Origin of the sequence: Microbispora sp. GKU 823 (assembly GCF_002027145.1) — a bacterium.
Classification (GTDB): domain Bacteria; phylum Actinomycetota; class Actinomycetes; order Streptosporangiales; family Streptosporangiaceae; genus Microbispora; species Microbispora siamensis.
Genome location: NZ_MWJN01000057.1, coordinates 1 through 26213, shown reverse-complemented (window position 1 = coordinate 26213; position 26213 = coordinate 1). Strand labels below are relative to the sequence as shown.

Below are 26213 nucleotides of genomic sequence, written 5' to 3'. Positions count from 1 at the left end.
AGGCCCCCGATGACGACGACCGTCCCCTCCCTCGTGGCCGCGCCCGCCGTACCGGGCAGCGGCATCAAGCTCGGTCTCACGCTCTACTCGCTGACCAGCGAGTGGGCCGCCGGCCGCTACGACCTGCACGGACTGCTCGACGTGGTCGCCGCGGCCGGGATCGGGCCTGGCATCGAGATCGTCGCCTCTCAGACGATCCGGACCTACCCCGTGGTCACCGACGAATTCGTCCGTGAGTGGCACGAGGCGTTCGACCGGCATGGGTTCGCCCCGAGCTCGTTCGGCGCGAACCTCGACATGGGCCGCCGCCGCGACAGGGACATGACCCTGGACGAGGAGTTCGAGTTCACCGCCGCCCAGTTCCGCAGCGCGCGGGCGCTGGGCTTCCCGCTGGTACGCATCCAGAGCGCCAAGCCGGAGCTCATCCGCCGGCTGATGCCGCTGGCCGAAGAGCTCGACCTCACGCTCGGCTGGGAGATCCACGCCCCCCTCGGCCCGAACTCTCCGCAGGTCGTGCGGATCCGTGAGCTCTACGACGAGATCGGCTCGCCTCGGCTGGGCTTCGTCGCCGACTTCAGTTCGACGATGCACAGCATGTCCCCCACGCTGCTGCGCGGGCTCGCCAAGAAGGGGCTCGCGCCGCGGGACCTGACGCGGCTGCAGGAGATCTGGGCGAAGGACTCCGGCATCAACGAGCGGCACGCCGAATTCGTCGACTATCTGCGCTCACGCGGCATCACGCCGGAGAGCCTCGGCTCGTTCGCGCGGCTCGCCTTCAACATGCACGGGCACGTCGACCCCCGCGAGTGGGCCGACATCATGCCGCAGATCGTGCACGTGCACGCCAAGTTCTACGACATCGACGAGAACGGCGACGAGCCGGCCATCGACTACCCGGCCATCGTCCGCGAGTTCGTGACCGGAGGCTACTCGGGCTTCTTCTCCAGCGAGTGGGAGGGCCATGCCTTCGCCGACCTGGACGAGGCCGACCCCGTCGATCTCGTACGCAGGCAGCACGACCTCATCCGCCGCGCCATATCGAACACCCTCAGCCACGAAGGAAAGCAGGCCTGAACCGTGTACCAGCTGTCCCCCAACATCGAACTGCTCTTCACCGAGGCCGGGCCGGACGCCGCCGACCGGATCCGCGCGGCGGCCGCCGCCGGCTTCGACGCCGTCGAGATGTGGGGCACGTCCGACAAGGACGTCAAGTCTCTCGCCGACGCCCTCACCGAGACCGGGGTCGCCCTGACCTCGCTTCTCGCCGAACCGCGGACCAACTTCACACTGCCGGGGACCGATCTCGGCCCCTTCTTCGAGGGCCTCGACCGGGCCGTCGAGAACGCCCGTCTTCTCGGCTGCCCGCGTGTCGTCCTCGGCTCGGGCATCGGCTTTCCCGGCGCCAAGCGCCCCCAGAACCTCCAGAAGCTCATCGAGGTCTTCTCCCAGGCCGTCGAGCGGACGCGCGGCTCCGGCGTGAAGCTCGTGCTCGAACCGGTCAACACGCGGGTCGACCACCCCGGCGCCCTGCTCGACCGCACCGCCGACGCCGTCCTGGTCGCGCGCGGGGTGGACTCCGACTCCTTCGGGATCCTCTACGACCTGTACCACTCCGTCACCGAGGGCGAGGATCCCGCGAAGGAGCTGGCGAACGCCGCCGGGCTCGTCGACTACGTGCAGATCGCCGACGCCCCCGGTCGCGGCGAGCCGGGCAGCGGTGCGATCGACTGGCCGCGGCACCTGTCGGTCCTGCGGGCCGCGGGCTACGACGGCCCGATCGGGCTCGAATACTTCCCGACGGTCCCGTCCGCGGAGTCCCTCGCGTACATCAGGTCTGCGGCCGCCGGCGCATGAGAGAAGGGCAGGCCGCGCCGGACAAGCTCGATGTCATGATCGCGACCGGCCGGGTCACCGAGGAACACGACAACGAGCACCGCAGCTTCCGGCATCACACCGGGATGCTGACCACCCTGCTCGAGTCGACCGGCCGCTTCCGCGTGCGGGTGCTGGAGGAGTTCCGCGGGATCGGCGAGGAACTGCTCGACCGCTTCGACGTCGTGCTCGTCATGTACGAGGGCCGGGACAACTACCGGCAGAAGGCCGAGGGTTTCGGCGCGACGACGAACGACGCGCTGCTGCGTTTCGTCCGCGACAAGGGCCGTGGAATGGTGTGGTTCCACGGGTCGGCCGTCCAGGACAGCGACTGGGGTTACCCCGAGGAGTTCAATGAGATGCGTGGCGCCACGATGAGCCGCGATCTCGGGCTGCGCCCCCGCCCCGTGGGCGAAGTCGTGGTCCGGACGGCGGAACCCCGCCACGCGATCACCGCCGGTCTGGATCCCGAGTGGGGAATCTCCAACGACGACATCCTGACCGGGGTCGCGATGCACCCGGGCGCGCGGGTCCTGCTGACCGTCTTCGACGACGTCGAGACGTACCGCCGCGCCGGATGGCCCCGGCCGCACACCCCGGTCGAGATTCCGCCCGGCGGGCTGGAGCAGCTGCGCGGGATGAACCAGGACCAGCCGCTCGCCTGGATCAACGAGTGGGGCGCCGGCCGGTGCTTCACCGTCACCCTCGGCCACGACTGGGACACCTTCCGCCGGGTCAACTTCATGACGCTGCTCTGCCGTGGCGTGGAGTGGGCCGCGTCCGGAAAGGTGACCCTCGATCCCCCCGACCGCGACGGCGAAAACCGGTGGCGTGTGTGGCCCTACTACGCGGGTGACACCTCCCGCTGGGACCGTTCAGGGTCGTGACGACGGCACCCGGGCCCCCTCCTCGCGAGGACGGGGGCCCGATTCCGCGGCCGGGTCCCGCGACCTCGACACACCGATCGGCTCGCCGTGGAATAATTATGTACGAATACAACGGAAGTCCTAACCGGCAAGGTCGCGGAGACCCTGGCTGATTAGCATGGCCCCCGTCGGGCCCGCGCAGGGAGGAGACACACGTGCAGCCACCGCCGTCCGCTCGGGACATCCTGGTCCTGGCCCAGATCGTCGATCTGGTCCGGGCCGGGGCCGCCATGACCCGTCCGGAGCTGGAGGCGGCGACCGGCCTGGGCCGCACCGTGGTGAACGAGCGGCTCCGCGAGGGGGTCGAGCTCGGCGTGCTCGCTGAGGTCGACGCGGTGCCGTCGGGCCACCGTCGCGGCAGGCCGTCCCGCTCGGTCCGGTTTCGCGACGAGGCGGGGCTGCTGCTGTCCGCAGCCCTGGGCACCGTCTCACTCCACGCCGCCGTGACCGACCTGGCCGGCAACGAACTCGCCCGGGACTTCCGCGACATCAACGTGCAGGACGGTCCCGAGGCCGTGCTCGGCGCGGTCCATGAAGTGTTCGGGGAACTCGTCAGGCGGGCGGGCCGAACAGTGCCGGTCTGGGGCATCGCCGTAGGCGTCCCAGGCCCGGTCGATGTCGCTTCCGGCCGCACCGTCGCTCCACCCAGCATGCCGGGCTGGGACGACTACGACGTACGGTCCTGGTTCCAGTGCCGCTGGGAGGCACCGGTGTGGGTCGACAACGAGGTCAACCTGATGGCACTCGGCGAGTGGGAACGCGGCGTGCCGCGGGAACGGCGCGACCTTCTGTACGTCAAGGTCGCCACCGGGATCGGCAGCGGCCTGGTCACCAACGGCCGCCTCCATCGCGGCGACAGCGGAGCCGCCGGCGACATCGGACATGTGCGGGTCACCGACGACCGGTCGGCGCGCTGCCGATGCGGCAAGATCGGCTGCCTCGAGGCCGTCGCGAGCGGATGGGCCCTGATGCGGACCCTCTCCAAGCATGCCAAGTCAGGAGAGAGCCCGCTGCTCGCCGAGCGGCTTGCCCGCCGGGGCCGCATCACGGCCGAGGACATCGGGCTGGCGACCGCCGCGGGCGATGAAGTCGCGCGGGCCGCGGTCGCCTCATCGGCTCGGCTCACCGGCAGGACGATCGCCGGCGTTGTCAACTTCGCCAACCCGGGAACCCTCGTCCTCGGTGGCGGTGTCATCCGCTACAGCCCTCTCTTTTTCGAGGAGTTCCGCAGCGCGGTCCTGGACGGCACGATCGAACTCGCCGCGCGCAACCTGACCATCCGCACGGCGTCGCTGAACTTCGCCGAAGGCATAATCGGCGGCGCGCTGCTCGCCGCGCACAACCTCTTCCGGCCCTCCGCGCTGCAGATCTGGCTGGGTGCAGGCACACCGGTCGGTTCGGCGCTGTGCCTGCAGACCGCCGCCTGAGACCATCGACTCGGCGGCCGAGAAGCCGCGCGACCTGACGGAGGACTGGCCGCCCGGGTCGTCGCCGGCGCGTAACCGCCGGCCGACCCGGGCTGTGGTGGTCACGGGGAGACTATCGTCGCCGACTGGTCCTCGAGCAGCCGCTTGAGCATGTCGTGCTGGGCCCTGACCTGGTCGAAGGCACTGTACCTGTCGGTGTAGGCGTGTGCCTCGTACTCGCTGGAGATGAAGCCGGTGTAACCCTGCTCACGCAGCACCCGAGCGATCGCCGGGAAGTCGATGGACGGGTCCTCCCCGTCGAACACTCCGTAGAACTTGCCATGTACGTGGATGACGTGCGGGAAGAAGTCGGCCCACCGCTCGGGATCCATCCGCCCGTGCATGGTGAAGATCATCTTAAGATTGCCGATCTCCGCGGGGCTGGCGCCGAGTTCGGTGGCCCGCCGCTCAAGCTCGGTGAACTTGGCCATCGTTGGACCGGGCTCGGACCAGAGCCGCCGAGTCAGTGCCGTCAGCTCGGGCGGGATGCCCGCCTTCCGATGCGCGTCGTCGACGGCGGCCGGCACGGCGCGCATGCTGGCGGAGAAGTCGGGGATGAAGCCGAGCCACTCGGTGTCGAGCCGGGTGAACAGCTCCTTGAGCTCGGCGACCGGCGGGGCGTCGATGGTCAGCGGGGCGTGAATCTCCACCCCGATCTTGACGCCGAGCTCCTCGGCGAGCGGCAGCAGCCGGGTCATGATCGCCGGTCCGCACTCCGCGCCGACTCGCACGGCCGGGAAGCCGAGCGCGGCCGCGCTGCGCATTTGGACGGCGACGTAGTCGTACGCCTCGTCGTCGCTGAGCAGCCGTCCCGGATAGAGGGCGAGGTCGAGGTTGACGGCCAGGCAGGCCGACGTCAGGCCGGAGTCCGCGATCAGGCCGCGGACTTCACGGACAGCTTCGTCATCCAGTCGTGGCCAGCCACGCAGGCTCTGGAAGGCCACCATTTCGACGCCCGGGCCCAGGTCGCGGCCGGCGACCTGGCGAATGAGAGCGGCAAGATCGTTTCCGGGCGCGCGCTGCTCGAGAGTGAGGCTGAACAGGGTGATGCCGAGGCGGGTCAGGCCGGGGGCGGTGTCGGTCATGAGCTTGCTCCTGTCAGGCAGCAGTCAGCGTCTTGTCGGTCGAGCTGGGCGCGAGCAGCGGCACCCGGTCCGGGCCGGTGAGGATGTACGGGATCGACAATCCGAGCAGCAGCTGCACCCGGTGCCGCTGGCCGGACGCCGCGGACACCGGCACATGGAGCACGACCGGGTCGGTCGTGAACCAGAAGTCATCGGTCCTGTCCGCCAGCTCGCCGAACTCGTAGCGGCGCCCGTTGGCGGTCACCGACAGCGTGTCCGGGGCGATCCGCCGGCCATCGACGGTCAGGTCGACGTGGGCGAGTGAGGTCAGGGGCAGCGCCCGGTACCAGTGGGAGTAGACGGCTATGTCCAGGCCGTCAGCGGTGGCGGTGAGCGAGTCTTCGCGCACCACCTGGTCGTCCAGCGGACCCATCGATCGGTTCCTCTCAGAAGTCGGGGCAGGGGTCGGGGTCAGGAGGCGAGGGTGAGCCGTTTCGTATTCCGGCCGCCGCCGGGAACCGGCATGTAGGAGAGACGAAGCCGGACGGAGACGGTGACCTCGTGCTCGCCCGGCGCGAGAGGCTCGTCGGTCTCGAACGTGAGCTGGGCGCGCTCCCCGAACTCCCACCGATCCTGGGTGGTGTGCGGCAGCTGAGCGAAGGTGTAGGTGTTGCCGTGAACAGTGAAGGTGGTGCGCTCCGGCGGGACGGGACGGCCGTCGAGAACGAGATCGACGGCCTCGACCATGGAGAGGATCAGGCCACGGTAGTACGGCATGCGCACCTCTACGACGCCGCCGGCGCGACCGTCCTCTCGGGCCCGGAAGCCCTCCTCACAGACGATGTACTGGTCGAACACAGCTCTCCTAGGACGGTGAGTGGTGGGGTCAGGCGTTCTCGCTGAGCAGGCGGGAGAACATGGCGTGCTGCCGGCGGACTTGCTCCACGCTGTCGACGGGGAGGGCGTCTTGGATATGGCGGTTGCCTTCGTACTCGCTGGAGAGGTAGCCGTCGAAGCCCCCCTCGATCAGCACGGGGATGATCTCGTCGTAGGGAATCAAGTACTCGACTTCGTCTTCGGTCATCTCGTAGAACTTGGCCTGGATGTGCCTGACGAGCGGCATGTGTTCGAGCATCTTCCGCGGGTCGGTCCAGATATAGTGGCTGGCCACACGGGCGAGCTCGAACTCGAGTGGGCCACCGCCGCGGTAGTTGACGATGTCCATGAGGGCGTGAGTGTCGCCGTGATCGTCGTAGAGCTTGACGATGTAATCGACGATTTTCGGATTGGCGCCGTCCCGGAGCGCGCGCTCGCTGACCACTCGCGGGAAGCGCTTGACGTAGGTCATCATGTCGGGCATCAGGCCGAGGGCCGGGGACTGAGTCCGGTGCATGACCTCCAGATGCTCGACGATCCACGGGTGCTCATAGTGGAAGGGGGCGTGCACCTCGATGAGGAGCTGGACGCCCTTCTCCTCGGCGTACGGCGCGGCCCCCTGCATGACCTCAGGAGACGTGTTGATGGTCGCCTTGACGATCGGCATCCCGAGGCGCACGGCGACGTCGATGTCACGGCAGATCGAGGCGACCTGCTCTTCGAGGGTCAGCCATCGGTGGGGGTAGAGCTTGGTGTCGAGGTAGGAGTTGGTCGCTGTGGGCGTGGTGCCGTACTTCTCCATCCAGGTGAACCAGGTGGCGACGAACTCGTCAGTCATGTTGGTGAAGTCAGGGATGGACTGCTCCGGAATGATCTCGATGCCAAACGCACCGATCTCGCTGGCGGCGCGGATGCAGTCCTCGAGGGACATCGTGCGGAGGAAGAACTCCTCCTGATAGGAGTACAGGCTCACGCCGCGCTTGATGGCGTGTGGGCGACCGGTCACGATCAGGCGCTCCTTGTCGATGAGCGAATACCGCGTTGAGCCGCGGCGTGGTCAGATGGACGGGCTGGCTCGCGAGCAGGTCGAGGAATGAAAGGGCGGTCGCGAGAAGGCCGGGGACACGTCGGCACCGCCCTCGGCGTCCCTGACGACGACACGCTCGGTTACGTCCTTGACCGCTTCAGCTGTGGGCCCCTGTCCGGCGCCTGCCGCTGAGCAGACCGATTTCCAGCAGCAGGCGCCGGACGGACCGCAGTGCCGTCAGCGGAAGGTGTCCTCGAATTCGGCGTAGGGCTGTGGGGGCTCGGGCAACAGGTGCTGAGCGGTGTCGATGCGGTAGGGCTGCGAAGGCGTGACGGTGGGCCCGTCCACGGGCGGCAGGAACACCGGCTTGCCGTCCTCGCCGAAGTACGCGAGCTTCGCCTCGTAATCGGCGCGCTCGTGGGCGGCGAAGGAGATCCAGTTCTCGTCATAGGGCGCGCGGGCGACCTCGAAGCAACGGAACTTCCAGATGCGCCACTGGCCGTCCTGTTTGAGGAAATCGACGCCGTATTTGCACCAGACCCAGTGCGCCCAGACCTTGCGCCCGTCGACGTCTTCCTTCGCGAAGAAGAACGGCGGGATATGCTCCGCCTCCGCCGGCTCGGTCAAGCCTGATTCCAGCCCCATCATGACCCACAGTCCCTTGGCGGTCGTGCCGTCGGCGGCGACCTCGATGACCGGTGTCGTGGTGTAGTGCAGGATCAGCTTCCCGACCGGGTGCGGCCGGCCCTTGTGGTAGGCCATGATCGTGTCCCAGTCCGTGTAGACGCCGTCGTCGTTGTACTGGGAACGGACTCCCTCGGTGCCGCGGCGCACCCACAGCTCGTCGACGATCCGCTCGTCCTCGAACGCGTTGTGGTAGTGCATGTACCGCGAGAAGACGTTCTCCACGTCCCCCCGGTCCTGCGCCCGGATCGCGGCTCGCTCGGCGGCCGTGAGGCGTGCCTCCAGGGCGGCCAGCCGCTCCTCAATCCCCTCGGTCGTCACCGCTCCGTCCCTTCACGCGTCCCGGCAGCGGCATGCTTGCGCTGCTCGTACATCTCACGGACCATCGGCTCCAGCGTCGTCGGCCACCAGTCGCCGCCAGGAACGGGCTCACCGAAACCGTTGGGCAGCCCCAGGGTCACCTTGCCGGTAGCCGCCCATTCGGCGCCCCGGGCGAACAGGCCCCGGAACGACGGGTGGGAGATCGCCTCCGGCCCGTGACCGAGCCCGGTCGCGAACACCCGGCCCTGCCCATAGCGATTCGTCCACACCAGGGCATGCTCCTGCCCCATCCCCGGCAGGGCGTCCCACTCCGCCGGCACCTGCGTGTAGCGCAACGGGTTGTCCCAGCCCGTCACGAGCACCTCGACCTCCGCACCCGGCGCCCACTGCAGGTTGACGTAGAGGTCATCGTCATAGTGGGGCATGAACTCCGGCATGCCCGCCGTGACGGGGTGGTCCGGAGCGACCACACGCAGCCGGAAGTCGGGTATCGGAGCCCGCCGGCTGCAGTGCTCACGCATGACGCCGCCGGCCATCCGCTCGAAGTCGTCCTCCCACCCGGCCCCCATCTGCAGGGACGCGTGGTAGACCAAGACTCCCTTTCCGGAGGCGACGTGGTCGTACAGCGCCTGCTCGGCGCGGGTGCCCCACCGCTGCTCGGGTGCGTGGCCCCAGGGCTCGAAGCGGCCGAAGTAGTTGAGGACGACGAGGTCGTACGGCTCGAGCGTCTCCGGCCCGGCCCCCCGGAACTCCTCGGTGATCCGGACGTCGAACAGCCCGGTCTCCCGCAGCAGCTCGGCGAGCATCGGCGAGACCGTCCGCCAGTCGTGGTGGATATCGGTATGCCCGGTGACGATCAGCGCCCGGAGCTTGTCCTCGCCGCCGAGCTGACGCAGGCCGATGTCAGGCATATGGCGTCACCGCCGCCCGCCTCGACTGGGCCGAAGACGTACGCAACCGGTTCCGCCCCGTGTCATCCAGGGACAGAACTTCCGTCGTCATACTCATCCGCCGTTCCTCTCGTTGGGGTTGAGACAGGTGCCGCCATCTGCATGCGAGGGTGTCGCGCGCTCTCGAGGCGGACGTTCCCGGCAAAGGCGATGCGTTGATGTGCCGCCAGAGATAAGATTCTGCATGAAAACCACATAAGTCAATCCCTTCGCGTTGGCTTGCTCCCTTCGGGCGACTCATCGCCCACCGGCCCGACTCGCATCTCACAAGGCCCGAAACAGAGTGAATGTCGCTGATGGGCGAGGAGCAGGACAGCGACCGGCGCCGCCCGTTGGAGGCCTCGCCGCAGCGGTGGCCCGCTACCCGCAGTCACCGTATGCAAATTACGTCTAAACCGAACTAAATCTGCCGCGAAAGGTCACCCGTGCTCCGACAGACAGGGCGGTACCACCGCATCCTCCCGACGTTCGCAACACTGCTCCTGGCCGCCGCCTCACTGGTCGGCTGCGCCCCCGCCTCGCCCAGCGCTGCGCCGAACCCCCGACGATTACCTTCTCCATAGAAGTGGCCAATCCCACCCAGAACGCCTACCAGGACCTAGCCCAGCAGTACATGAGGTCCCACAAGGGTGTGACGATCAAGGTCAACTCGATCAACCTGTCGTCCTACAACAGCACGCTCACCACCCAACTGCAGGCCGGCAACGGCCCTGACGTCTTCTACGTAAATCCGGGCAGCGGTCAGGCCGCGTCGGTAGCTCAGCTGGGCAAGGCCGGCCAACTGCTGGAGCTGACGGACCCGGAGACGACCGCCGCCATCCCGCAGAACGTCAAGGACCTGTTCACCGTGGGCGGCAGGACGTACGCCGTCCCCGTCGACCTCGATGCCGCGGGGATCATCTACAACGACCAGGCCGCGCGAGCCGTCGGCGTCAACCTGGACGCGACCTCATCGTTCAGCGACGTGCTGACCCAGTGCGCGACGGCGAAGTCCCAGGGCAAGGCGCTGTTCGGCCTGGCCGGCGCGCAGACGCCCAACACGGCCTTCTTCGCCATGGAACTCGCCGGCTCCACGGTCTACGGCCCCACCCCGGACTGGAATGCGCAGCGTGCGGCCGGAAAGACCACGTTCGAGAAGACCCCGGGCTGGCACGCCGCCCTCGACGTGGTCGTGAAGCTGAACAACGCCGGGTGCTTCCAGCCCGGGGCGGCCGGAGCCGGCTATGAGGCCCTGACGCAAGGGATGACGCGGGGCACCATCTTCGGGTTCTTCGCTCCCGGAGGCGGCGCCTCCGACATCATGAAGGCGGCCCACGGCGCGGTGAAACTGGTGGTGATCCCCTTCCCGTCGCCGTCGGGGAAGACCTACCTCACCGCGGCCACCTCTGACGGCATCGCCGGCAACGCGAAGACCAAGAGCCCGAAACTCGTCGCCGACTTCATCCACTGGTTCGTGCAGCAGCCGCAGGCGACCACCTTCGCCAACGAGAAGGGCGACCTGCCGATCGGCGATGTCAAGGCGTCCGACCTGCTGCCGCAGTACAGCGGAATCTCCGACGCCATCGTGCACAAGCAGTACGCGCAAATGGGCTATCTCGGCTGGTCGAACGGCCAGGTCTACGACGCTTTGGGCAGCGGGATCACGGGCCTGCTGACCGGGCAGAAGACCGTGGACCAGGTGCTGCGAGACATGGACGGGGTTTGGGGGTGACAAGCTGAAGGGGCGGGCGGGGACAAGTCCCACCCGCCCCTTGTCCGTCCCCGGCCGGCGCTAGGCCGCGGTCACCATCGGGCGCAGTTCGCGCTGCAGCAGGTAGCCGCCGAGGAGCGCGCTCGTGGCGGGATGCGGACTTTGGTCGCTCTCGAACACCACCCACCCGGCGTAGCCGATGCCGAGCAGCGCACGCGTCACCGCGGCGAAGTCCACCAGGCCGCCGTGGGCGCCGGGCTCGGCGAACCACCGCGGGATTTCCCGTGAACCGCCTCGCTGCCGCACGGAGTACTCGGCGTGCGGCTGGAGGTACTCCTCGTCTGTGTCGGCGGCGAGCGCGTCCTTGTACTGGACGTGCCAGATGCGGCCGGGGTGGCGCCGGATGACCTCGACCGGGTCGAGGCCCGCGACGGTCAGCTCGGCGGTGTCGACGGCCAGGCCGACGGCGGCCGGATCCGCGAGGCCGAGGAGCCGGTCGAGTGTTCCCGGCCGGCGAAGCGGGGACAGGAAGTCGACGTGCAGCGCCGTCCGGACGCCGTGCGCGAGCGTCGCCCGGCCGACTGCGGTCCAGCAGTCCGCCAGCCGCCGTAGCGCCGCGTCGTCGAGCGGGCCGACGTCACCGGCGGAGGGGGCGGCGCGGACGACGAGGACGGATCCGTCGAGCTGTGCCAGAGCGTCGGCGAACCATTCGGCCCGCGTCACGATGCCGGCGACGTCCGCGGCGACCAGTGGTGAGTACGGAGGCGTCAGGTGCTCCATCGACCGCTGCTGCGGATCGTAGAACCAGCTGGGCACCGCCGCGATGCCGCAGTCCGAGAGGAACTCACGGAAACCGGTGAGCGAGCCGAAGTTCGCGATCAGCTGCCGCGGGTTGCCCAGCGGCTCCCACCGCCCGGTGCCGGCCGTCAGCTCGACTCCCTCGAACCCGGCGATCGACACCGTCTTCAGCGCCCGCTCGTGCTGTTCCCGGCGGACGAAGTCGTCGAACTGCGGCTTCCACTGGTTCAGGGCATAGCCCCACCTGATGTCGGTCACGGCCGCCCCCCTACCGGTAGATCTTCTCGAGGACGTTCACCGCGTACCAGCGCGCGATCGCGGTGCTCTCGGCGTAGTCGCCGCCGTCCTTGTTGGCCTTGTCGTGCTCCACGCTGATCCAGCCCCGGTAGTCGTTGTCCCGGACCGCGGTCATCATCGCCTCGAAGTCGACCAGGCCGTGCGGAGTGCCCATCTCGTAGAACCACTTGCCCGTGGTCGGCGCCATGATCTCGGAATCCGGGCGATGACGGTGATCATCGCCGGCGGCGACGTTGCGGGTGTCCTTGAAGTGGAAGCCGCTCACCCGATGCGCGTGCCGGCGGTACAGGGCCACGGGATCGACCGAGGCGATGCAGTGCTGCGCGGTGTCGACGAAGAGGGAGACGTACCTGGGGTCGGTGTAGGAGTAGAAGACTTCGATGTCCGGCTCGCTTTGGATACCGCAGAAGAATTCGTGGTGGCAGGTCAGCTTCACGCCGTAGCCGGCGGTGATCTCGCCGACCTTGTTCCACAGCTCGGCGCTGATCTTGAGCTTGTCCTCGGTGACGGGCTCCATGTCGTAGTAGAGCGTCGCCGGCATCACGATGATGTTGTCCAGCTCGATGCTCGACCAGTGCCCCATGGTCACGCGGAAGTCCTCGAGGATGTTCTCGTGCGTCTCCGGCACGTGGGGCGCGTAGTTGCGCAGGTCGTAGTCGGCGGCGTGGAAGATGTTGACGATTCGCTCCAGGCCGTGGTCCTGGACCATCTCCTGGTATTTGGCCGGGCCGCCGTAGTCGCCGTACATCTGCCACAGACGGAAGTCGAAGGTGTCGATGGCGTCGAAGCCGACCGCCTTGATCTGCTTCAGAAAGGACGACATCGTGCGGTGGGAATGCCACTGGTCGACAGGCCCGGCGGGGCCGTTGGAACGCCAGTGGTCCATGTAGCTCCACTTGATGCGCCGCTCCGGCGTTTCGCTGCGCCGAGCGAGCTGATCGGCGGTCACGTGCGCGCCACCGACAGCTCGTGCTGCAGATACCAGCTGTTGAGCATGGCCAGCTCGGCGGGATTGCCGCCGTGGTCGCTCTCGACCACGACCCATCCCGGGTAGCCGCGCCGCCGCAGAGCGGCGACGAACGCCTTGACGTCGACGAGGCCGCCTTCGGTGCCGAGCTCGAAGAACCAGCGCTCGATGCGCCGGCCGGCTCCGCCGCGCAGCATCGTGGTCTCGGCGCCGGGCATGCGGTACTCCTCGCCGGTGTCGGCGTAGCGGGTGTCCTTGAGGTGCACGTGGGTGACCCGCTCGTGCCGCTCCTCGTAGAAGGCCACCGGATCGATGCCGCCGATCGTCAGCTCCGCGGTGTCGAGCGCGAGCCCGACGAGCTCCGGGTCGGTCGCGTCGAGCAGCCGGCGCAGCTCGTCGGCGGTGTGCACGGCGCTCAGGCAGTCGTAGTGCAGGGCCAGCCCCACGCCGGCGGCCGCGGCGACCTTGCCCACGCCGTTCCACACCTCCCCGATGGCCGCGATGTCGTCGCGGCCGAGCGGGGGCTGCATCCAGGCCGACCCGATGGGGCGGGCGACGAGCTGCTCGGCGCCGATCGCGGCGAGGAAGTCGACGAACGGCTTCGCGGACTCGACGATGGCCGCGTGATCGTCGCGGTTGCGGGTCGAGCGGAACGCCCAGCCCTCCTCCTCGACCGGCTGGCCCGGGTCCCAGAACATGCTCGAGACGCCGTTCACGGAGCAGGAGCGCAGAAACGCAAGGAAGCCTTCGGGGCTTCCGTGGTTGATCTCGATGACCTCGGGACGGCCGAGGTTGTCCCACCTGCCCGAGCCCGCGGCCAGCTCGATGTGGCCGAATCCGAGCGCGGACAGCGTCTTCAGCGCCCGGCGCTGGTCCTCGTGCCGGACGAAGACGTCCATGCGAATGTTCCACTGGTTGAGGGCGTAGGCCCACCGCAGCGTGTCCCTCATCGCCCGGCCTCCAGCTGCGCCTCGGCCTCGGCCTGCGCCTCCGCGAGGACGTTGTCGATGTACCACTTGGCCACGCACGTGGCCTCGGCGTAGCTGCCCCCGCCCAGTTCGGCCTTGTCGTGCTCCACCGTGAGCCAGCCGTCATACCCGGAGGTCACGATCTCCCGCATGAGCGCGGGGAAGTCGACCAGGCCGCCCTCGGTGCCCATCTCATAGAACCAGCGGGTCACGTTCGGCGCCATCAGCTCCGGGTCCGGAGGCGTACGGTACGCCTCGTGCTCGTCGACGGTGTGGGTGTCCTTGAAGTGGAAGCCGGTGCACCGGTCGCGGTAGTCGCGGAACATCTGCAACGGGTCCACGCCGGCGATCGTGTGCTGCGCCGTGTCGCAGAAGAAGTAGACATAGCGGGGATCGGTGTACCGGAAGAAGAGGTCCAGCTGTTCCCGCGTGCGGATCGCACCCCAGAACTCGAAGTGGCACGTCGTCCGCATGCCGTGCTCGAGTGTCATCTGCCCGACCCGGTTCCAGAGGTCGGCCATGATCTTGATCTTCTCGTCCGTCACCGGCTCCACCTGGAAATATGTGGTGGACGGCATCACGATGAAGTTCTCGACCGACAACCCTTCGACGGCTCGCACCGTCGCCATGCAGTCGGCGACGATCCGGTCGTGGGTCTCCGGGACGTGCGGCGCGGTGTACTTCGTCGCGTACGGATAGGCGGAGAAGATCCCAGTGATCTTCTCGAAGCCGTTGTCCTGCAGGAAGTGCTCGAAGGCCTTCACCGAGCCGTACATGCCCTCGAGCATGGGCAGGTAGAAGAAGAAGGTGTCGAAGCCCTTGAAGCCGAGGGCCGACAGTTGCTTGATGTAGCGGTCCATGTAGGCGCGGTTGAACGACGGGGGCTGCGGCCCCTGCGGCGTCTCCGTCACCCAGTGATCCATGTAGGACCACTTCGTCCAGGCCATGATGATTGCTCCTTCTCTGTCGTCTTCGCCGGGCGCGGCCGGGCTGTCGGCGGGTCCGCTCAGGTGAGCGGGGTCCAGTGGGCGCCGGCGGCCGCGCTGCGCTCCACCGCTTCCAGCACCCGCTGCACCTGGAGTCCCTCCTCGAAGGACGGGCGGGGCTGCTCGCCGGCGTCGATGGCCGCCACCAGGTCGCGCACCTGGTGGGTGAAGCCGTGCTCGTACCCGAGCATGTGGCCGGGCGGCCACCACGCCGCGACGTACGGATGCTCCGGCTCGGTGACCAGCACCCGGCGGAAGCCGGCGGTGTTGCCGTCCGCGAAGGAGAAGACCTGCAGGGTGTTGAGGTCCTCGAGGTCGAAGGCGAGGGCCCCGGTCGTGCCGCTGATCTCGAACCGCAGCGCGTTCTTCCGCCCGGGGGCCATCCTGGTCGCCTCGAAAGAGGCCAGGCCGCCGCCACTCAGCGTGCCGAAGAAGACCGCGGCGTCGTCGACGGTCACCGGCCCACGCCGGCTCTCGGAGGCACGGCCGGAGAGGCCGACCGACTCCTCCAGCATGGGCCGCTCGGTCACGAAGGTCCGGGTCATTCCGCTCACGCCGGTGAGCTCCTGGCCGGTCACGTACTGGATGGCGTCCACGATGTGGGCGCCGATGTCGCCGAGCGCGCCGGACCCGGCGGCCGAGCGGTCCAGGCGCCAGGTCAGCGGCGCGTTCTCGTCGCTGAGCCAGTCCTGCAGGTACACCGCCCGGGTCTGCCGGATCCGGCCGATCTCGCCTGACTCGACCAGTTCCCGCGCCAGCCGAACGGCCGGCACCCGGCGGTAGGTGAAGCCGACCATCGCGAGCACCCCGCGCTCCCGGGCCTTCACCGCGGCCTCCGCCATGGCCCCGGCCTCCGCGACGGTGTTGGCCAGCGGTTTCTCGCACAGGACGTGCTTGCCTGCGTCGAGCGCGGCGACGGCCACCTCCATGTGCGCCGAACCGGGCGTGACGACGTCGACGAGATCGATGTCGTCACGTTCCACGACGCGCCGCCAGTCCGTGTCGCACTCGGCCCAGCCGTGGCGGTCGGCGGCCTCGCGCAGCGTCTCCGGGTTGCGGCCGGCGACGGCCACCATCTCGATTCGGCGCGGCAGGTCGAAGAAGCGCTGCGCGGTCCGCCAGGCGTGCGAGTGCGCGGCCCCCATGAACCCATGGCCGATCATCGCCACACGGAGCGGCGGACGTGCGGCGTCGGTCACCGTCAGTCCTCCTTCCGCGCGAAGGCGGCGTCGAAGGCGGCCTCAGGGGCGTCGAAGAGCTTGCCGCGCACGAACGCGAGCGCGTCCGGAGCGCCCGCGAGCCGGTCCATGCCGGCGTCCTCCCACTCGACAGAGATCGGGCCGGAGTAGCCGATGCTGTTGAGCGCGCGGAAACACTTCTCCCACGGGACGTCGCCATGACCCGTGGAGACGAAGTCCCAGCCGCGGCGCAGGTCCGCCCAGGCCAGGTGCGAGCCGAGCCGGCCGTTGCGGCCGTCGCCCACGTTGAGCTTCACGTCTTTGCAGTCCACGTGGTAAATGCGGTCGGCGAACTCCAGGATGAACCCGACCGGGTCCAGGTCCTGCCACATGAAGTGCGACGGGTCCCAGTTCAGCCCGAACGCCGGCCTGTGCCCGACGGCCTCCAGCGCCCGCTTCGTCGTCCAGTAGTCGTAGGCGATCTCCGACGGGTGGACCTCGTGCGCGAAGCGCACGCCGACCTCGTCGAAGACGTCGAGGATCGGGTTCCACCGGTCGGCGAAGTCCTGGTAGCCGGCGTCGACGAGCTCCTGGGAGACGGGCGGGAACATCGCCACGTACTTCCAGATCGACGAGCCGGTGAACCCGACGACGGTGTCCACGCCGAGCCTGGCGGCGGTGCGGGCGGTGTTCTTCATCTCCTCCGCCGCGCGCTGCCGGACTCCCTCGGGGTCGCCGTCGCCCCAGATCGCGTCCGGGAGCATGGCGCGGTGCCGCTGGTCGATCGGGTCGTCGCAGACCGCCTGTCCCTTGAGGTGGTTGGAGATCGCGTAGACCTTGAGGCCGTACTTGTCGAGCACGGCGCGCTTCTCGTCGAGGTAGGCGTCGTCGACGGCGCCGCGGTTGGGGTCGAGGTGGTCACCCCAGCAGGCGATCTCGAGGCCGTCGTACCCCCAGGATGAGGCGAGCCGGGCCACTTCCTCGAACGGCAGGTCGGCCCACTGGCCGGTGAACAGGGTGATCGGGCGCGACATTACGGTTCCCTTCGTTCTACCGATCAGGCCGGGGTGACGAGACGCCGGATGAGGGCGTGCTGGCGCCGGAGTTGATCGGCCGCGCGGCCGACGCCGTAGTCGCCCTCGTACTCACTGGAGAGGTAGCCCGACCACCCGCGGCGCACGATGATCTCCAGGAATTCCGCCCATGGGATGTACTGGTCCCTCAGGTCGTCGTCGATCTCGTAGAACTTCGCCTGCACGTGGACGACGTGGTCGAGCACGTCCTCGAGGTCGGACACCGGTACGACCGGCACCTCCGGCGGACGCGCCGAGCCTTCGCCGAGCCGGCTCGCGACACCTCCGCGGCGGTGGTGCATCCGAGTCTGGAAGACGCCGGTGTCCATGAGCAGCCCGAAGTGCTCGGTGCCGGTGCGCTCGATGAAGGCGAGGTAGTCGTCGACCACCTTCGACCTGATGACGGACGGCCAGTGGATCTCCGGGCAGATGACGATCCCCTTCTCCGCCGCGAGGTCGAGCACCCGCTCGGTGGCGGGCTCCCAGACCGGATCGGGTTCCAGGTCCGAGGTGACGACCCCGAGCTTGGGGCGTACGAAGCGGAAGCCGAGCGTCGCGGCCAGCCGGATGTCGGTCTCCAGTTGCCAGACGGCCTCGTCCACGGTCATGGCACGGCCCCCGAACCGGCGGGTGTCCACCCAGGAGCCGTAGCACGTCGGCGTGAGGCCGTACCGCTCAAGCCGGGCGAACCAGGCGTCGATCCAGGCCGCGGGTGGGTTCGGGTAGTCCCGAACGTGGGCCTCACCGAGGATCTCCAGGCCGGTCGCGCCGAGGTCGGCCACGTCCTCGACACAGTCGTCGAGCGTCATCGTCACGCCGTACTCGCCCGTGTAGCTGTAGAGCGAGACGCCGTACTCGAACCGGGGCTCCGTCATCGCGTGATCACCAACCTGCGTTCCTCGCTCCAGACCGTCGGCTGGAGCTCCTCCGGGATGTACGACATGCGCAGCCGCAGTTCCGCGGCCACGGTGTGGAAGCCGATCGACAGCGGCCGCGGGCGCGGGACCGCGAGGATCGCGGGAACGTCCACAGGCCAGCGGGCGGTCTCGGAGGCGCGCAACTCGGCCGGTGAGTACCGCACACCGCCGATGCTCCAGCCGATGTCGCCGGGAGCGAAGCGCTCACCGTCAACGGTGATCGTCGCGCCCTCTATCAGGTTGGTCCACAGGCCCCGGTAGTACGGCAGCCGCAGCCGCACCTCGAAGCCGTCTCCGGCCGCCCGGTTGCGGAACCCCCGGGCCTGGATCATGGGGACCTCCAGCACGGTCACCACCCTCCGATCGTGGCCGTCGACGCGGCCGTGTCCTTCGTGTCCTCGGTCTCGGCGGCGAGCCGTGCCGCGATGTCCCGGGCTCCGCCGACCGCCAGGGCCACCGACGTGAGGGTCGGGTTGCAGGCGATCGGGGTCGGGATGACGTTGTTGCCGGCCACGTAGAGGCCGGACACACCCCACACCTCGCTGTTGGGCGCGCATACCGAGGTGTCGTCGTCGACCGGGCCCATCCGGGTCGTGCCCTGGTAGTGCAGCGACGCCCCGGGCGAGAGGACCATCGGCTCGTCGCCGATGAAGTCGCCCAGCGCGCGTGCGGCTCGCAGGATGGCCGCCCGCGCCCGCCCCAGGGTCTCGTGGTCGCGCGGGGTGAGCGTGTAGTGGATCCGTGGCTTCGGCATGCCGTAGTCGTCGGTCGCGGAGTCGTCGAACTCGATGCGGTCGGACTCCTGCAGGTCCTTTCCGCAGAACCAGCCGAGCCCCACGATCGTGCCCGGAGCGGGCTCGTCCTCGTCCAGCAGCGGGATCGGGGACGCGTCGAGCTGCATGACCTGGCCGTGGAAGGGCTCTTCGTCGATGTAGGGGACCCAGGAGACGCCGCTCTCCTCGGCAATCGCGGTGTCTCCCCGCGGGCTGTGCTCCGCCTCCGGCTGACGGCTGACGTCGCGGAGCCGTACGGCGAAGATCATCTGCGGCTGGTCGTTGAGATACCGGCCCAGCGCCGGAGGGCGCACCCCCGAGGCGTAGAGCAGCTGCGGGGTGCGCAGGGCATCGGCCGCGACGACGACGAACCGCGCACGCACCTCTCGCTCGCTGCCATCCATCCGGTCCCGGACGATCACGCCGACGGCCCTGCCGTCCTCGACGAGCACGCGGCGCACCTGCGCGTCGGCGAACAGCAGGAAGTTCGGGTTGTTCCTCGTCGCGTCACCGAACACGACATCGGAGCCGCTCCAGGCAAGGGCGCCGTCCGCCCGTCGCCGGACGGCGAGGGGCATCGGCCGCACGCGCCGTTCTTCGGGCCGGCTGGGGTCGAACTCCGTTCCCAGCCGTGCCCGCACCACATCGGCGTAAGGAGCGTCGTCGAACGGGTGCCGGTCGACACCAAGGAGCCGCTCGGCCTCGTCGAGCAGCTCGTCGAGGTCCGGCAGGAACGCGATGCGCTCCGCGCCTCCGGGTCGCGGGCACGCGGCGGTCCAGTGGGCGCCCATGCCTCCGACGTTGGTCGACATCGCCAGCGCAGGCAGGCCGTCCTCACCCGGCTGCCGGTAGCCGTCAGGCAGCAGGTGAGTGCCCGGGCGCACCACCCGCCGCGAGGGGTCGGGGTAGTGCCCCTCCGGGCTCTGCGTGTGCGGCCGCAACCCCTCGGAGCTGCGCTGGGCGGCGACCCTCGCCACGGGGTCGGCGATGTTCTTCACGTGCATGCCGGGCGGGTCGGTGAGCACCGGCCCTGACTCGAAAACGGCGACGGCGGCTTGGGGAGCCTGCTCGCTCAGGATCCGGGCGTACGCCGCGCCTGTTGGCCCGCTGCCGACGATCGCCACGTCGACAGCGTTGGGAAAGGACCTGGTCATGCCGCTCCATTCGGTGAGAGGGGGATCACAGCGCACGCCGTCGAATGTGGCAATTCTGCCGATTTTCAACATAACTGGTCAACGCGGTGCGGCCACGTACCTGCTGATAGCGGGTATCAGCCGTGCCGATGCCACGGGAATCGCGTCACCCCTGTCACCCGCCCTCGTGCGACGCGACCTGGTGGCCGACCGCTTCGTTCCGTCCCTGCCCGGTCGTCCGAGCACCACCGCTCAGCCGGCGATCCGGGATGAACAGCGACACCGCGAGAGCCACCACGAACAGCAGCACCAGCCCCAGGAGCAGGGGCGTGAGGGCCGCCAGGTAGGTCTCGGCATAGGCATGTCTCAGGGCGGGAGACAGTGTCCGCAACTGCACCGGCGACAGCCCCGCCAGGTACCGCCGGTCGCCCAGGCCGCTCAGGAGGCGGGCACTCAGCAGGCCGCCCAGCGCTGCCGCTCCGATGGACACCCCGACCTCCCGGACGAGGGCGACGGTGGAGGTCGCGGTGCCGACGACCCGGTCCGTGACGGCGTCCTGCACCGCCACGGTGCTGATCTGCATGAAGCAGCCGACGCCGAGGCCGACCACCCCGATCCAGACCGCGACGAGGAGAACAGGGGTGCTTGTCCGGACGGCGGCCAAACCCAGCATGCCGGCGGCGGCGATCGTACAGCCGAGCAGCGGAAAGTCGCGGTAGCGACCGGTGCGCGCCATCCGGTGTCCGGCCAGCAGGCTCGTCACCATGAGACCGAGGACCAGGGGCAGTATCAGCGTTCCGGCGGGCGTGGCGGACAGACCGAACGCCGCCTGCATCACGCCGGGCACGTAACCGACCAGGCCGAAGACACCGGCGCCGACGACGAACGCCAACACGCTGCTGATCACGACGGTCCGGTTCCGGAAGATCGAAATCGGGACGATCGGATGCGGATGCCGGCGGCACCGGTGCACGAACAGCCCGAAGGCCACAAGCACGAGGCCGGCCGTACTCAGGATGACCGGGGACGACCAGGGGTAGGTGGATCCGCCCCACGCGGCGACGAGGACGACACCCGTCGCCCAGACGGCCAGCAGGACCGCTCCGACGATGTCGAACCTGTCCCCTGTTCGTTCTGGGACGATCCGGGGGACGGACCGGAAGGCCAGGAGGAGAGCGAGCCCGCCCAGCGGCGCGTTGACCCAGAAGATCCAGCGCCAGCCCACCGTGTCGGTAAGCGCCCCGCCGAGCAGCGGCGCCACGACGCTCGCGACCGCGAAAACCGCGCCGATCGGCGCGAGGAACCGGCCCCGGTCCCGGGCGGGGACGGCGTCGGCGACGACCGCCTGGCCCAGCACCACGATTCCGCCCCCACCGATCCCTTGGGCGAACCGCAGTGCGATCAGGGAGAAGAAGCCGGCCGCGAAGCCACACAGCACGGAGGCGAGCACGAAACCGGCGACGCAGGCGAGATAGAGCGCTCGGCGGCCGCGGAGGTCGCCGAGACGTCCGAAGACGGGCATCGCCACGGTCATCGCCAGTGTGTAGGCGGTGAAGACCCATGCCGTCTGCCGTTCTCCGCCCAGGTCGGCGACGATGGTGGGCAACGCGGTCGCGACGATGGTCTGGTCGAGCGCGGTGAGCAGGGTGATGACGATCTGCGCGACGAAGAGCAGGCGCAGCCGAGCCGGACGGCCGTTCGCCGCCCCGGGACGAGGATTCACAGGGAGAAGTCACCTTCTCGACCCACGGGAGGGGTCACCGACGGCGGCAGGGTGCGCGGCTAGCGGCGCTGCGCCGAGCCGACGGGCACGCTCTTCAAAGGAGACGACCCCGACCGTCGCTCAAGTTTAGCGGGAAACATGCACAATTACCCATCAGCTACCGTACGCTCGGCCCGGCGGGCATGCCACCGGCCTGCGAGGGTCGAGAACCAGGACCCCGGCAGGCCGGTAGGCGGGACAAGTTCGCAGTTCCTCCACTGCTCACGGCCGTGCCCCGACGGCGCGGGCAGCCCGCAACTCGGCCGCGAGCGCCCGGGCGCCGCGCACAGCCAGGGCGACGCTGGTCAACGTCGGGTTGCAGGAGTTCGCCGTCGGAATGAGGCCGTTGCCCGCCAGCACCAGCCCGGACAGGCCCCACACACGCGACCAGGGGTCGCACACGCACGTGCCGTCGTCGGCGGGGCCCATGCGCACGGTGCCCATGTAATGGAGGGAGCTCCCGGCGGGCATCAGCACCGGTGTCCCCGTCACGAACTCGCCCAGCGCCGCCGCGGCGCGTGCCTGGTGGGCGCGGGCCCGATCGAGCTCCGCGTGCTCGCGCTCGGTGAGCTCGTAGGCGATGCGGATGCTCGGCAGTCCGTTCTCGTCGGGCTGCTCGTCGTCGAAGAAGAGCCGGTCCTCGGGCCGCGGCCACTTGCGCACCCCCCAGCCCATGCCCACGTAACCCGCGGGGTTGTCACGATGCGGGCTGTCCTCGGGCAACGGCACCGGGCAGACGGGCGAATACATCAGCTGCGCGTGGTACGGGTGCCGCTCCTCGTCGTAGCCGATGGAGACGACGGCGCGGATCGGATCCACCGGTGTGGCAACCCCCTGCTGCGACGGCAGGAGTCCTTCGCGGACCGCCACCACGCCGAAGACCAGCGGATGCTCGGTGAGATAGCGCCCCAGGGCCGCCGGCCGGATGCCCGACGCCCACAACAGCTGGGGAGTGCGGATCGCGTCGGCCGCCACGACGACGGCGTCGGCGCGCACCTCCTCCTCGACGCCGCTGCTCAGGTCCCTGAGGACGGCACCGACGACACGGTCACCGTCGCGGACCAGCCGTACGCACAGGGTTTCCGGCCGCAGCGTGAAACGCGGGTCGTCAAGGACGGGGCAGAGGACGACGTCGGTGCCGCTCCACCGCAGAGTTCCGTCAGGCCGAGGATCCGCCGCCACCGGCAGTGGGCGGACCGCGATCCCATCGGCTGCGAACTCCTCGCGCACACGCTCGAGGATCGCCGCGGCCTGAGGCGAGTCGCCGAAGGCGGCCTTGTTGACGTGCAGCAGCCCCTCCGCGGTAGCGACGTGCTCGTCCCACTCGGCCTCGTCGACGAAGGTGATTCGCTCACTTCCCGCGGGCCTGGGCGTCGCGCAGGTCCAATGCGCCCCCTGCCCGCCCACACAGGTGGCAACGGCCGCCGCCGGCATCCCGGGCGAGCCCTCGGCCGCACGGCCGATGAGGTGCGTGCCCTGCCGCGCGGTGATCGTCCCCTCCACGACGACACCACCCGGGATACCCGACACGCCCGCCTCGCCGGCCCGCCCCTGCGAAGCCAGCCGCGCGGCCGCCTGCTCGTCGGCGGAGGGAATGTTCTTCACGTTCATACCGGGCGGCGAGGTGATCACCGGACCGGCCTCGACCATGAGAACGGTCGCCGACGGGACCTGCTCCAGCAGCACCCGCGCGTAGGTCGCCCCCGTCGGGCCGCTGCCGACGATCAAAACGGTCGGGTGAGCGGTCATACGTACGCCTCCTCGGCGGTCGATCTGGATCCGGGGGTGGTGGGCGCTTTCTCAGGACATGTACGGCATGCCACGACAACTCCTACCGATTTGAGGGCTTGCGCGGATCGACCCAGCCCGGGAGATCCCACGGACGGGCCAGTACGCGGCGCAGCCGTGCGGCCAGGTCGGCGGGATCCGGCAGCGGCGAGGGACGCCCGTCGGCCCGCTCGTAGACGCGACAGGTGAGGGCGGGTGGGGCGTCGCCGGGGAAGACGTCGCGCCGCCCCACCTGGAAGGTGGGCGAGCCGGGGAACCCGAGCCGCTCGGCCTCCTCACGCGAGGTCACCTGCCGCTCAGCGACGTGCACGTCGCCCCGGCCGAGCTCGGCGAGCGTCCCCCGGAGCAGCTCGGCGGCGTGCTCGTGCGTCGGGCAGCCGTCCCACCACAGCAGCTCCACCCGCCATTTGATGGAACAGCCCGCCGGAGAGGTCAGCGGCCGGGCCACCTCACGGCCGGACAGGACGTCGTCGAGCGCCTCACGCAGCCACCCGGCGTTCTGGGCCGGGTCGTCGTGGTCGCCGTCAGGTGCGCCGTGGTAGCGGACGAGGCCCATACGGTCGACCACGAAGATCTCGGGGGTCGCCGTCGCACCATACGCCTGGGCTACCCACTGGTCGGCGTCTCGCAGGAAGGGGCCGGCGAGCTCGCCGGCGGCGACCCTCTCACGCATGGCCGTGCTCGAGTCCTCCGGATGGTCGGTCTCGTCGTTGCTCACCACCTGCAGCACCGTGACGTCCCGGTTCGCGTAGTCGCGGGCGACCTGCTGGATTCGGTCGTGCCAGGCGCGGGCGAACGGGCAGCCGTTGGCGGTGAAAACAACGACGGTCGCGACGGACCGCTCCGGGCTGAGGCACACAGGTGCTCCCGCGGTGTCGGGCAGCTCGAACAGCGGCGCCCGGTCGCCGACCGTCAACCGTCCACTCAGCACGAGGCCACCTCCACCCAAGTCTGCTTCTGCGCGGCTTCCAGGACAGCGGCGGTCAGCTGTGCCGCGCGCAATCCGTCGGCGAAGGTTGGCAGGCCGTCCGGCTCGACGCCGTCCACTGCCGCGTAGGCATCGGCGACAAAGGCGTCGAAGCAGTCCTGGTAGCCCTGGGGATGTCCGGCGGGCACGGCGGTGTACCGCGCGGCCACCAGGGACTCGCTGGTGCCGCGCAGCAGCTGCCGATTGATCTCCCGGCCGCCGATCCACAGCGTCTCGGGGTTCTCCTGGTCGAAAGTCAGGCTCTCTTTCGCACCGTCCACCGAGAACCACAACCGGTTCTTCCTGCCCGGGGTCACCTGGCTGACGGTGACATTGCCCACCGCTCCCCCGTCGGTCTCGAAAAGCACGACTGCCGCGTCCTCCGTCTCCACTCTCCGCCCGCCGCGGGCAGGCACCGCGATCATCGTCTGGGCCGCCACGCGCACGATGCGGTGCCCGCTGACGAACTCCACCAAGTCGCACCAGTGGACACCGATGTCGGCGAAGGCGCGGGACGGCCCGCCGACCGCGGAGTCCACCCGCCAGTTGTCGTCGCTGTCCTCGGCGAGCCAGTCCTGGAGGTACGAGCCGTGCAGCAGACGTACCGGCCCGGCAGTGCCGTCCGCGACGCGGGCACGAGCCTCCCGGACCGTCGGATAGAAGCGGTAGACGAACGGGACGGTGGCCGTGACACCGGCATCGACGGCGAGCTGCACCAGTTCCTCAGCCTCGTACGGGTTCACCGCGAGCGGCTTCTCGCAGACGACGTGCTTGCCGGCGGCGATGGCCGCACGCGCCAGCCGTGCATGAGTCGCGTTCGGTGCGCAGATGTGCACGACGTCGATGTCGTCGGCGCTCAGCAGCTCCTCGACCGTTTCCGTAAAGACTTCCGGACGGAGGCGCTCGGCGGCGTTCCGGGAAGACTCCGGTGTCGAGCCGACGGCCCGGACCACGACACCGCCCGCGCGCCGGATGGCCCGAGCGTGCACCGTTCCCATGAAACCGACGCCGACGATGCCGGCACGCATGCGATTGACCACCAGAGACCTCCAGAGGGTACCCGTGACCCCGACCACGGGACTGCCTGCACATATTTATGAATGAAATCGACGGAAGTCAACGCATACGAGGGCCATCAATCCCTGATGGCAGACATAGACGAGGCTGATTCCCTTGGCATGGAGGGCCGGCCCATGCGCCATCTGCGGGCCGCGTCAACGCTCCGCCAGCCGGAGCGTTCAGGGTGGCATCAAATGAAGGACTGCCGTTACGCTCGCGTCCGGCGTCCAGGTCTCCGACATGTGGACACCTTGAGTACCAGATCATGGAGACCAAGGAGTTCCTGGTGGCATCAACGCCTACCCGCCTGAATTCAAGGCCGACGCCGTCGCGCTGTACCTGTCAGGCTCGGCCCACATCTGGGCATCAGCCGTGAGACCTGCGACCGTGGGTCCGCCAGGCGCCCATGAACTGGCACGCCAAGCGAGGCCGGCGCCGAGGCGTTCGGACGCCCCGCCACCCAACGGCTCGGCGAGGTGTGGCGCAGGGTGGCGAAGGAGCCGATCCCGCCGAGTACGGCCAGGGCGACCACGGGCGGAGCCACGACGCAAGCGGCCAGAGTGACGGCCTGGGTGAGGTACCGCTGACCTGCTGTATCGCGGCGGAGGCCTTCGACCGGGCAGCTCGGGAGCCGTACGCGCGGATTCCGCCCCGGTGCGTAGGGCCGTGCG

Annotated in this window: 24 protein-coding genes; 5 read left to right on the top strand and 19 right to left on the bottom strand. The window is 69.3% G+C overall.

The window, feature by feature from the left end; all coding sequences use genetic code 11:
- Nucleotides 1-9 precede the first annotated feature (9 nt).
- The 4 genes from B1L11_RS26675 (at nt 10) to B1L11_RS26660 (ending at nt 4225) form a co-directional block, all read left to right on the top strand.
- Complete coding sequence (locus B1L11_RS26675; protein ID WP_218671332.1) at nt 10-1074, top strand: sugar phosphate isomerase/epimerase; 1065 nt, start codon at nt 10-12, stop codon at nt 1072-1074.
- Nucleotides 1075-1077: 3 nt separating this feature from the next.
- Nucleotides 1078-1854 (top strand): TIM barrel protein, encoded by a 777-nt coding sequence (locus tag B1L11_RS26670; RefSeq protein WP_079317208.1) that lies wholly within the window; start codon nt 1078-1080, stop codon nt 1852-1854.
- Nucleotides 1855-1889: 35 nt separating this feature from the next.
- Nucleotides 1890-2759, top strand: coding sequence for a ThuA domain-containing protein (locus B1L11_RS26665; RefSeq protein WP_204050742.1), 870 nt, complete (start codon nt 1890-1892; stop codon nt 2757-2759).
- 194 nt (nt 2760-2953) lie between these two features.
- Nucleotides 2954-4225 carry an ROK family transcriptional regulator gene (locus B1L11_RS26660; RefSeq protein ID WP_079317204.1) on the top strand — a complete coding sequence of 424 codons (1272 nt, stop codon included), beginning with the start codon at nt 2954-2956 and terminating at the stop codon, nt 4223-4225.
- Nucleotides 4226-4326: 101 nt separating this feature from the next.
- Here B1L11_RS26660 and B1L11_RS26655 read toward each other — a convergent pair whose 3' ends face one another.
- The 6 genes from B1L11_RS26655 to B1L11_RS26630 all read right to left on the bottom strand — a co-directional run bounded on the left by B1L11_RS26655 (nt 4327) and on the right by B1L11_RS26630 (nt 9147).
- Nucleotides 4327-5349: a sugar phosphate isomerase/epimerase gene (locus tag B1L11_RS26655; RefSeq protein ID WP_079317202.1), complete on the bottom strand. Its 1023-nt coding sequence runs from the start codon at nt 5347-5349 to the stop codon at nt 4327-4329.
- A gap of 13 nt (nt 5350-5362) precedes the next feature.
- Complete coding sequence (locus tag B1L11_RS26650) at nt 5363-5761, bottom strand: DUF6379 domain-containing protein (RefSeq protein ID WP_079317200.1); 399 nt, start codon at nt 5759-5761, stop codon at nt 5363-5365.
- Nucleotides 5762-5799: 38 nt separating this feature from the next.
- Complete coding sequence (locus B1L11_RS26645) at nt 5800-6186, bottom strand: DUF6379 domain-containing protein (protein ID WP_079317199.1); 387 nt, start codon at nt 6184-6186, stop codon at nt 5800-5802.
- A 28-nt stretch (nt 6187-6214) separates the two neighbouring features.
- The gene (locus tag B1L11_RS26640; RefSeq protein ID WP_218671331.1) at nt 6215-7177 is read right to left on the bottom strand and encodes a sugar phosphate isomerase/epimerase; all 963 of its coding nucleotides are present in this window, start codon (nt 7175-7177) and stop codon (nt 6215-6217) included.
- Nucleotides 7178-7468: 291 nt separating this feature from the next.
- Nucleotides 7469-8236 (bottom strand): nuclear transport factor 2 family protein, encoded by a 768-nt coding sequence (locus B1L11_RS26635; protein ID WP_079317197.1) that lies wholly within the window; start codon nt 8234-8236, stop codon nt 7469-7471.
- Nucleotides 8233-9147: a ThuA domain-containing protein gene (locus B1L11_RS26630; protein WP_079317195.1), complete on the bottom strand. Its 915-nt coding sequence runs from the start codon at nt 9145-9147 to the stop codon at nt 8233-8235. Before B1L11_RS26630 ends, B1L11_RS26635 begins: the two co-directional genes overlap by 4 nt.
- 604 nt (nt 9148-9751) lie before the next feature.
- On the opposite strand from B1L11_RS26630, the gene B1L11_RS26625 reads away from it, so the two are divergent.
- A complete protein-coding gene (locus tag B1L11_RS26625) occupies nt 9752-10897 on the top strand; it encodes an ABC transporter substrate-binding protein (protein ID WP_079317193.1) in 1146 nt (381 codons plus the stop codon).
- A gap of 60 nt (nt 10898-10957) precedes the next feature.
- Here the strand turns inward: B1L11_RS26625 and B1L11_RS26620 are convergent, their stop codons facing one another.
- From B1L11_RS26620 to B1L11_RS26565, 13 genes are all read right to left on the bottom strand, one after another.
- Nucleotides 10958-11932 (bottom strand): sugar phosphate isomerase/epimerase, encoded by a 975-nt coding sequence (locus tag B1L11_RS26620; protein ID WP_079317191.1) that lies wholly within the window; start codon nt 11930-11932, stop codon nt 10958-10960.
- Nucleotides 11933-11942: 10 nt separating this feature from the next.
- Nucleotides 11943-12920: a sugar phosphate isomerase/epimerase gene (locus B1L11_RS26615; protein WP_218671330.1), complete on the bottom strand. Its 978-nt coding sequence runs from the start codon at nt 12918-12920 to the stop codon at nt 11943-11945.
- Nucleotides 12917-13888, bottom strand: a complete 972-nt coding sequence (locus B1L11_RS26610) for a sugar phosphate isomerase/epimerase (RefSeq protein ID WP_079317189.1) — start codon at nt 13886-13888, stop codon at nt 12917-12919. Before B1L11_RS26610 ends, B1L11_RS26615 begins: the two co-directional genes overlap by 4 nt.
- Nucleotides 13885-14853 carry a sugar phosphate isomerase/epimerase gene (locus tag B1L11_RS26605; protein WP_079317187.1) on the bottom strand — a complete coding sequence of 323 codons (969 nt, stop codon included), beginning with the start codon at nt 14851-14853 and terminating at the stop codon, nt 13885-13887. The genes B1L11_RS26610 and B1L11_RS26605 overlap by 4 nt, the downstream gene beginning before the upstream one ends.
- Before the next feature lie 59 nt (nt 14854-14912).
- Nucleotides 14913-16091: a Gfo/Idh/MocA family protein gene (locus B1L11_RS26600; protein ID WP_256862913.1), complete on the bottom strand. Its 1179-nt coding sequence runs from the start codon at nt 16089-16091 to the stop codon at nt 14913-14915.
- A 2-nt stretch (nt 16092-16093) separates the two neighbouring features.
- Nucleotides 16094-17104 carry a sugar phosphate isomerase/epimerase gene (locus B1L11_RS26595; protein ID WP_079317185.1) on the bottom strand — a complete coding sequence of 337 codons (1011 nt, stop codon included), beginning with the start codon at nt 17102-17104 and terminating at the stop codon, nt 16094-16096.
- A 23-nt stretch (nt 17105-17127) separates the two neighbouring features.
- A complete protein-coding gene (locus B1L11_RS26590; protein ID WP_218671329.1) occupies nt 17128-18018 on the bottom strand; it encodes a sugar phosphate isomerase/epimerase in 891 nt (296 codons plus the stop codon).
- Complete coding sequence (locus B1L11_RS48650; protein WP_218671328.1) at nt 18015-18416, bottom strand: DUF6379 domain-containing protein; 402 nt, start codon at nt 18414-18416, stop codon at nt 18015-18017. Before B1L11_RS48650 ends, B1L11_RS26590 begins: the two co-directional genes overlap by 4 nt.
- The gene (locus tag B1L11_RS26585) at nt 18410-19987 is read right to left on the bottom strand and encodes a GMC oxidoreductase (RefSeq protein WP_079317183.1); all 1578 of its coding nucleotides are present in this window, start codon (nt 19985-19987) and stop codon (nt 18410-18412) included. Before B1L11_RS26585 ends, B1L11_RS48650 begins: the two co-directional genes overlap by 7 nt.
- Before the next feature lie 154 nt (nt 19988-20141).
- The gene (locus B1L11_RS26580) at nt 20142-21689 is read right to left on the bottom strand and encodes an MFS transporter (RefSeq protein WP_079317181.1); all 1548 of its coding nucleotides are present in this window, start codon (nt 21687-21689) and stop codon (nt 20142-20144) included.
- Between the two features lie 261 nt (nt 21690-21950).
- On the bottom strand, nt 21951-23477 hold the full coding sequence (locus tag B1L11_RS26575) for a GMC oxidoreductase (RefSeq protein ID WP_079317179.1): 1527 nt from the start codon (nt 23475-23477) through the stop codon (nt 21951-21953).
- A gap of 82 nt (nt 23478-23559) precedes the next feature.
- On the bottom strand, nt 23560-24447 hold the full coding sequence (locus B1L11_RS26570; RefSeq protein WP_179155333.1) for a thioredoxin family protein: 888 nt from the start codon (nt 24445-24447) through the stop codon (nt 23560-23562).
- Complete coding sequence (locus B1L11_RS26565) at nt 24441-25523, bottom strand: Gfo/Idh/MocA family protein (protein ID WP_179155332.1); 1083 nt, start codon at nt 25521-25523, stop codon at nt 24441-24443. Before B1L11_RS26565 ends, B1L11_RS26570 begins: the two co-directional genes overlap by 7 nt.
- Between the last annotated feature and the right edge of the window lie 690 nt (nt 25524-26213).

Bases quoted from the DNA above. Each gene is read 5' to 3' on its own strand.
- B1L11_RS26675 (WP_218671332.1), top strand. From the start codon at position 10: ATGACGACGACCGTCCCCTCCCTCGTGGCCGCGCCCGCCGTACCGGGC.
- B1L11_RS26665 (WP_204050742.1), top strand. From the start codon at position 1,890: ATGATCGCGACCGGCCGGGTCACCGAGGAACACGACAACGAGCACCGC.
- B1L11_RS26655 (WP_079317202.1), bottom strand. From the start codon at position 5,349: ATGACCGACACCGCCCCCGGCCTGACCCGCCTCGGCATCACCCTGTTC.
- B1L11_RS26650 (WP_079317200.1), bottom strand. From the start codon at position 5,761: ATGGGTCCGCTGGACGACCAGGTGGTGCGCGAAGACTCGCTCACCGCC.
- B1L11_RS26630 (WP_079317195.1), bottom strand. From the start codon at position 9,147: ATGCCTGACATCGGCCTGCGTCAGCTCGGCGGCGAGGACAAGCTCCGG.
- B1L11_RS26610 (WP_079317189.1), bottom strand. From the start codon at position 13,888: ATGAGGGACACGCTGCGGTGGGCCTACGCCCTCAACCAGTGGAACATT.
- B1L11_RS26605 (WP_079317187.1), bottom strand. From the start codon at position 14,853: ATGGCCTGGACGAAGTGGTCCTACATGGATCACTGGGTGACGGAGACG.
- B1L11_RS26595 (WP_079317185.1), bottom strand. From the start codon at position 17,104: ATGTCGCGCCCGATCACCCTGTTCACCGGCCAGTGGGCCGACCTGCCG.
- B1L11_RS26590 (WP_218671329.1), bottom strand. From the start codon at position 18,018: ATGACGGAGCCCCGGTTCGAGTACGGCGTCTCGCTCTACAGCTACACG.
- B1L11_RS26585 (WP_079317183.1), bottom strand. From the start codon at position 19,987: ATGACCAGGTCCTTTCCCAACGCTGTCGACGTGGCGATCGTCGGCAGC.
- B1L11_RS26575 (WP_079317179.1), bottom strand. From the start codon at position 23,477: ATGACCGCTCACCCGACCGTTTTGATCGTCGGCAGCGGCCCGACGGGG.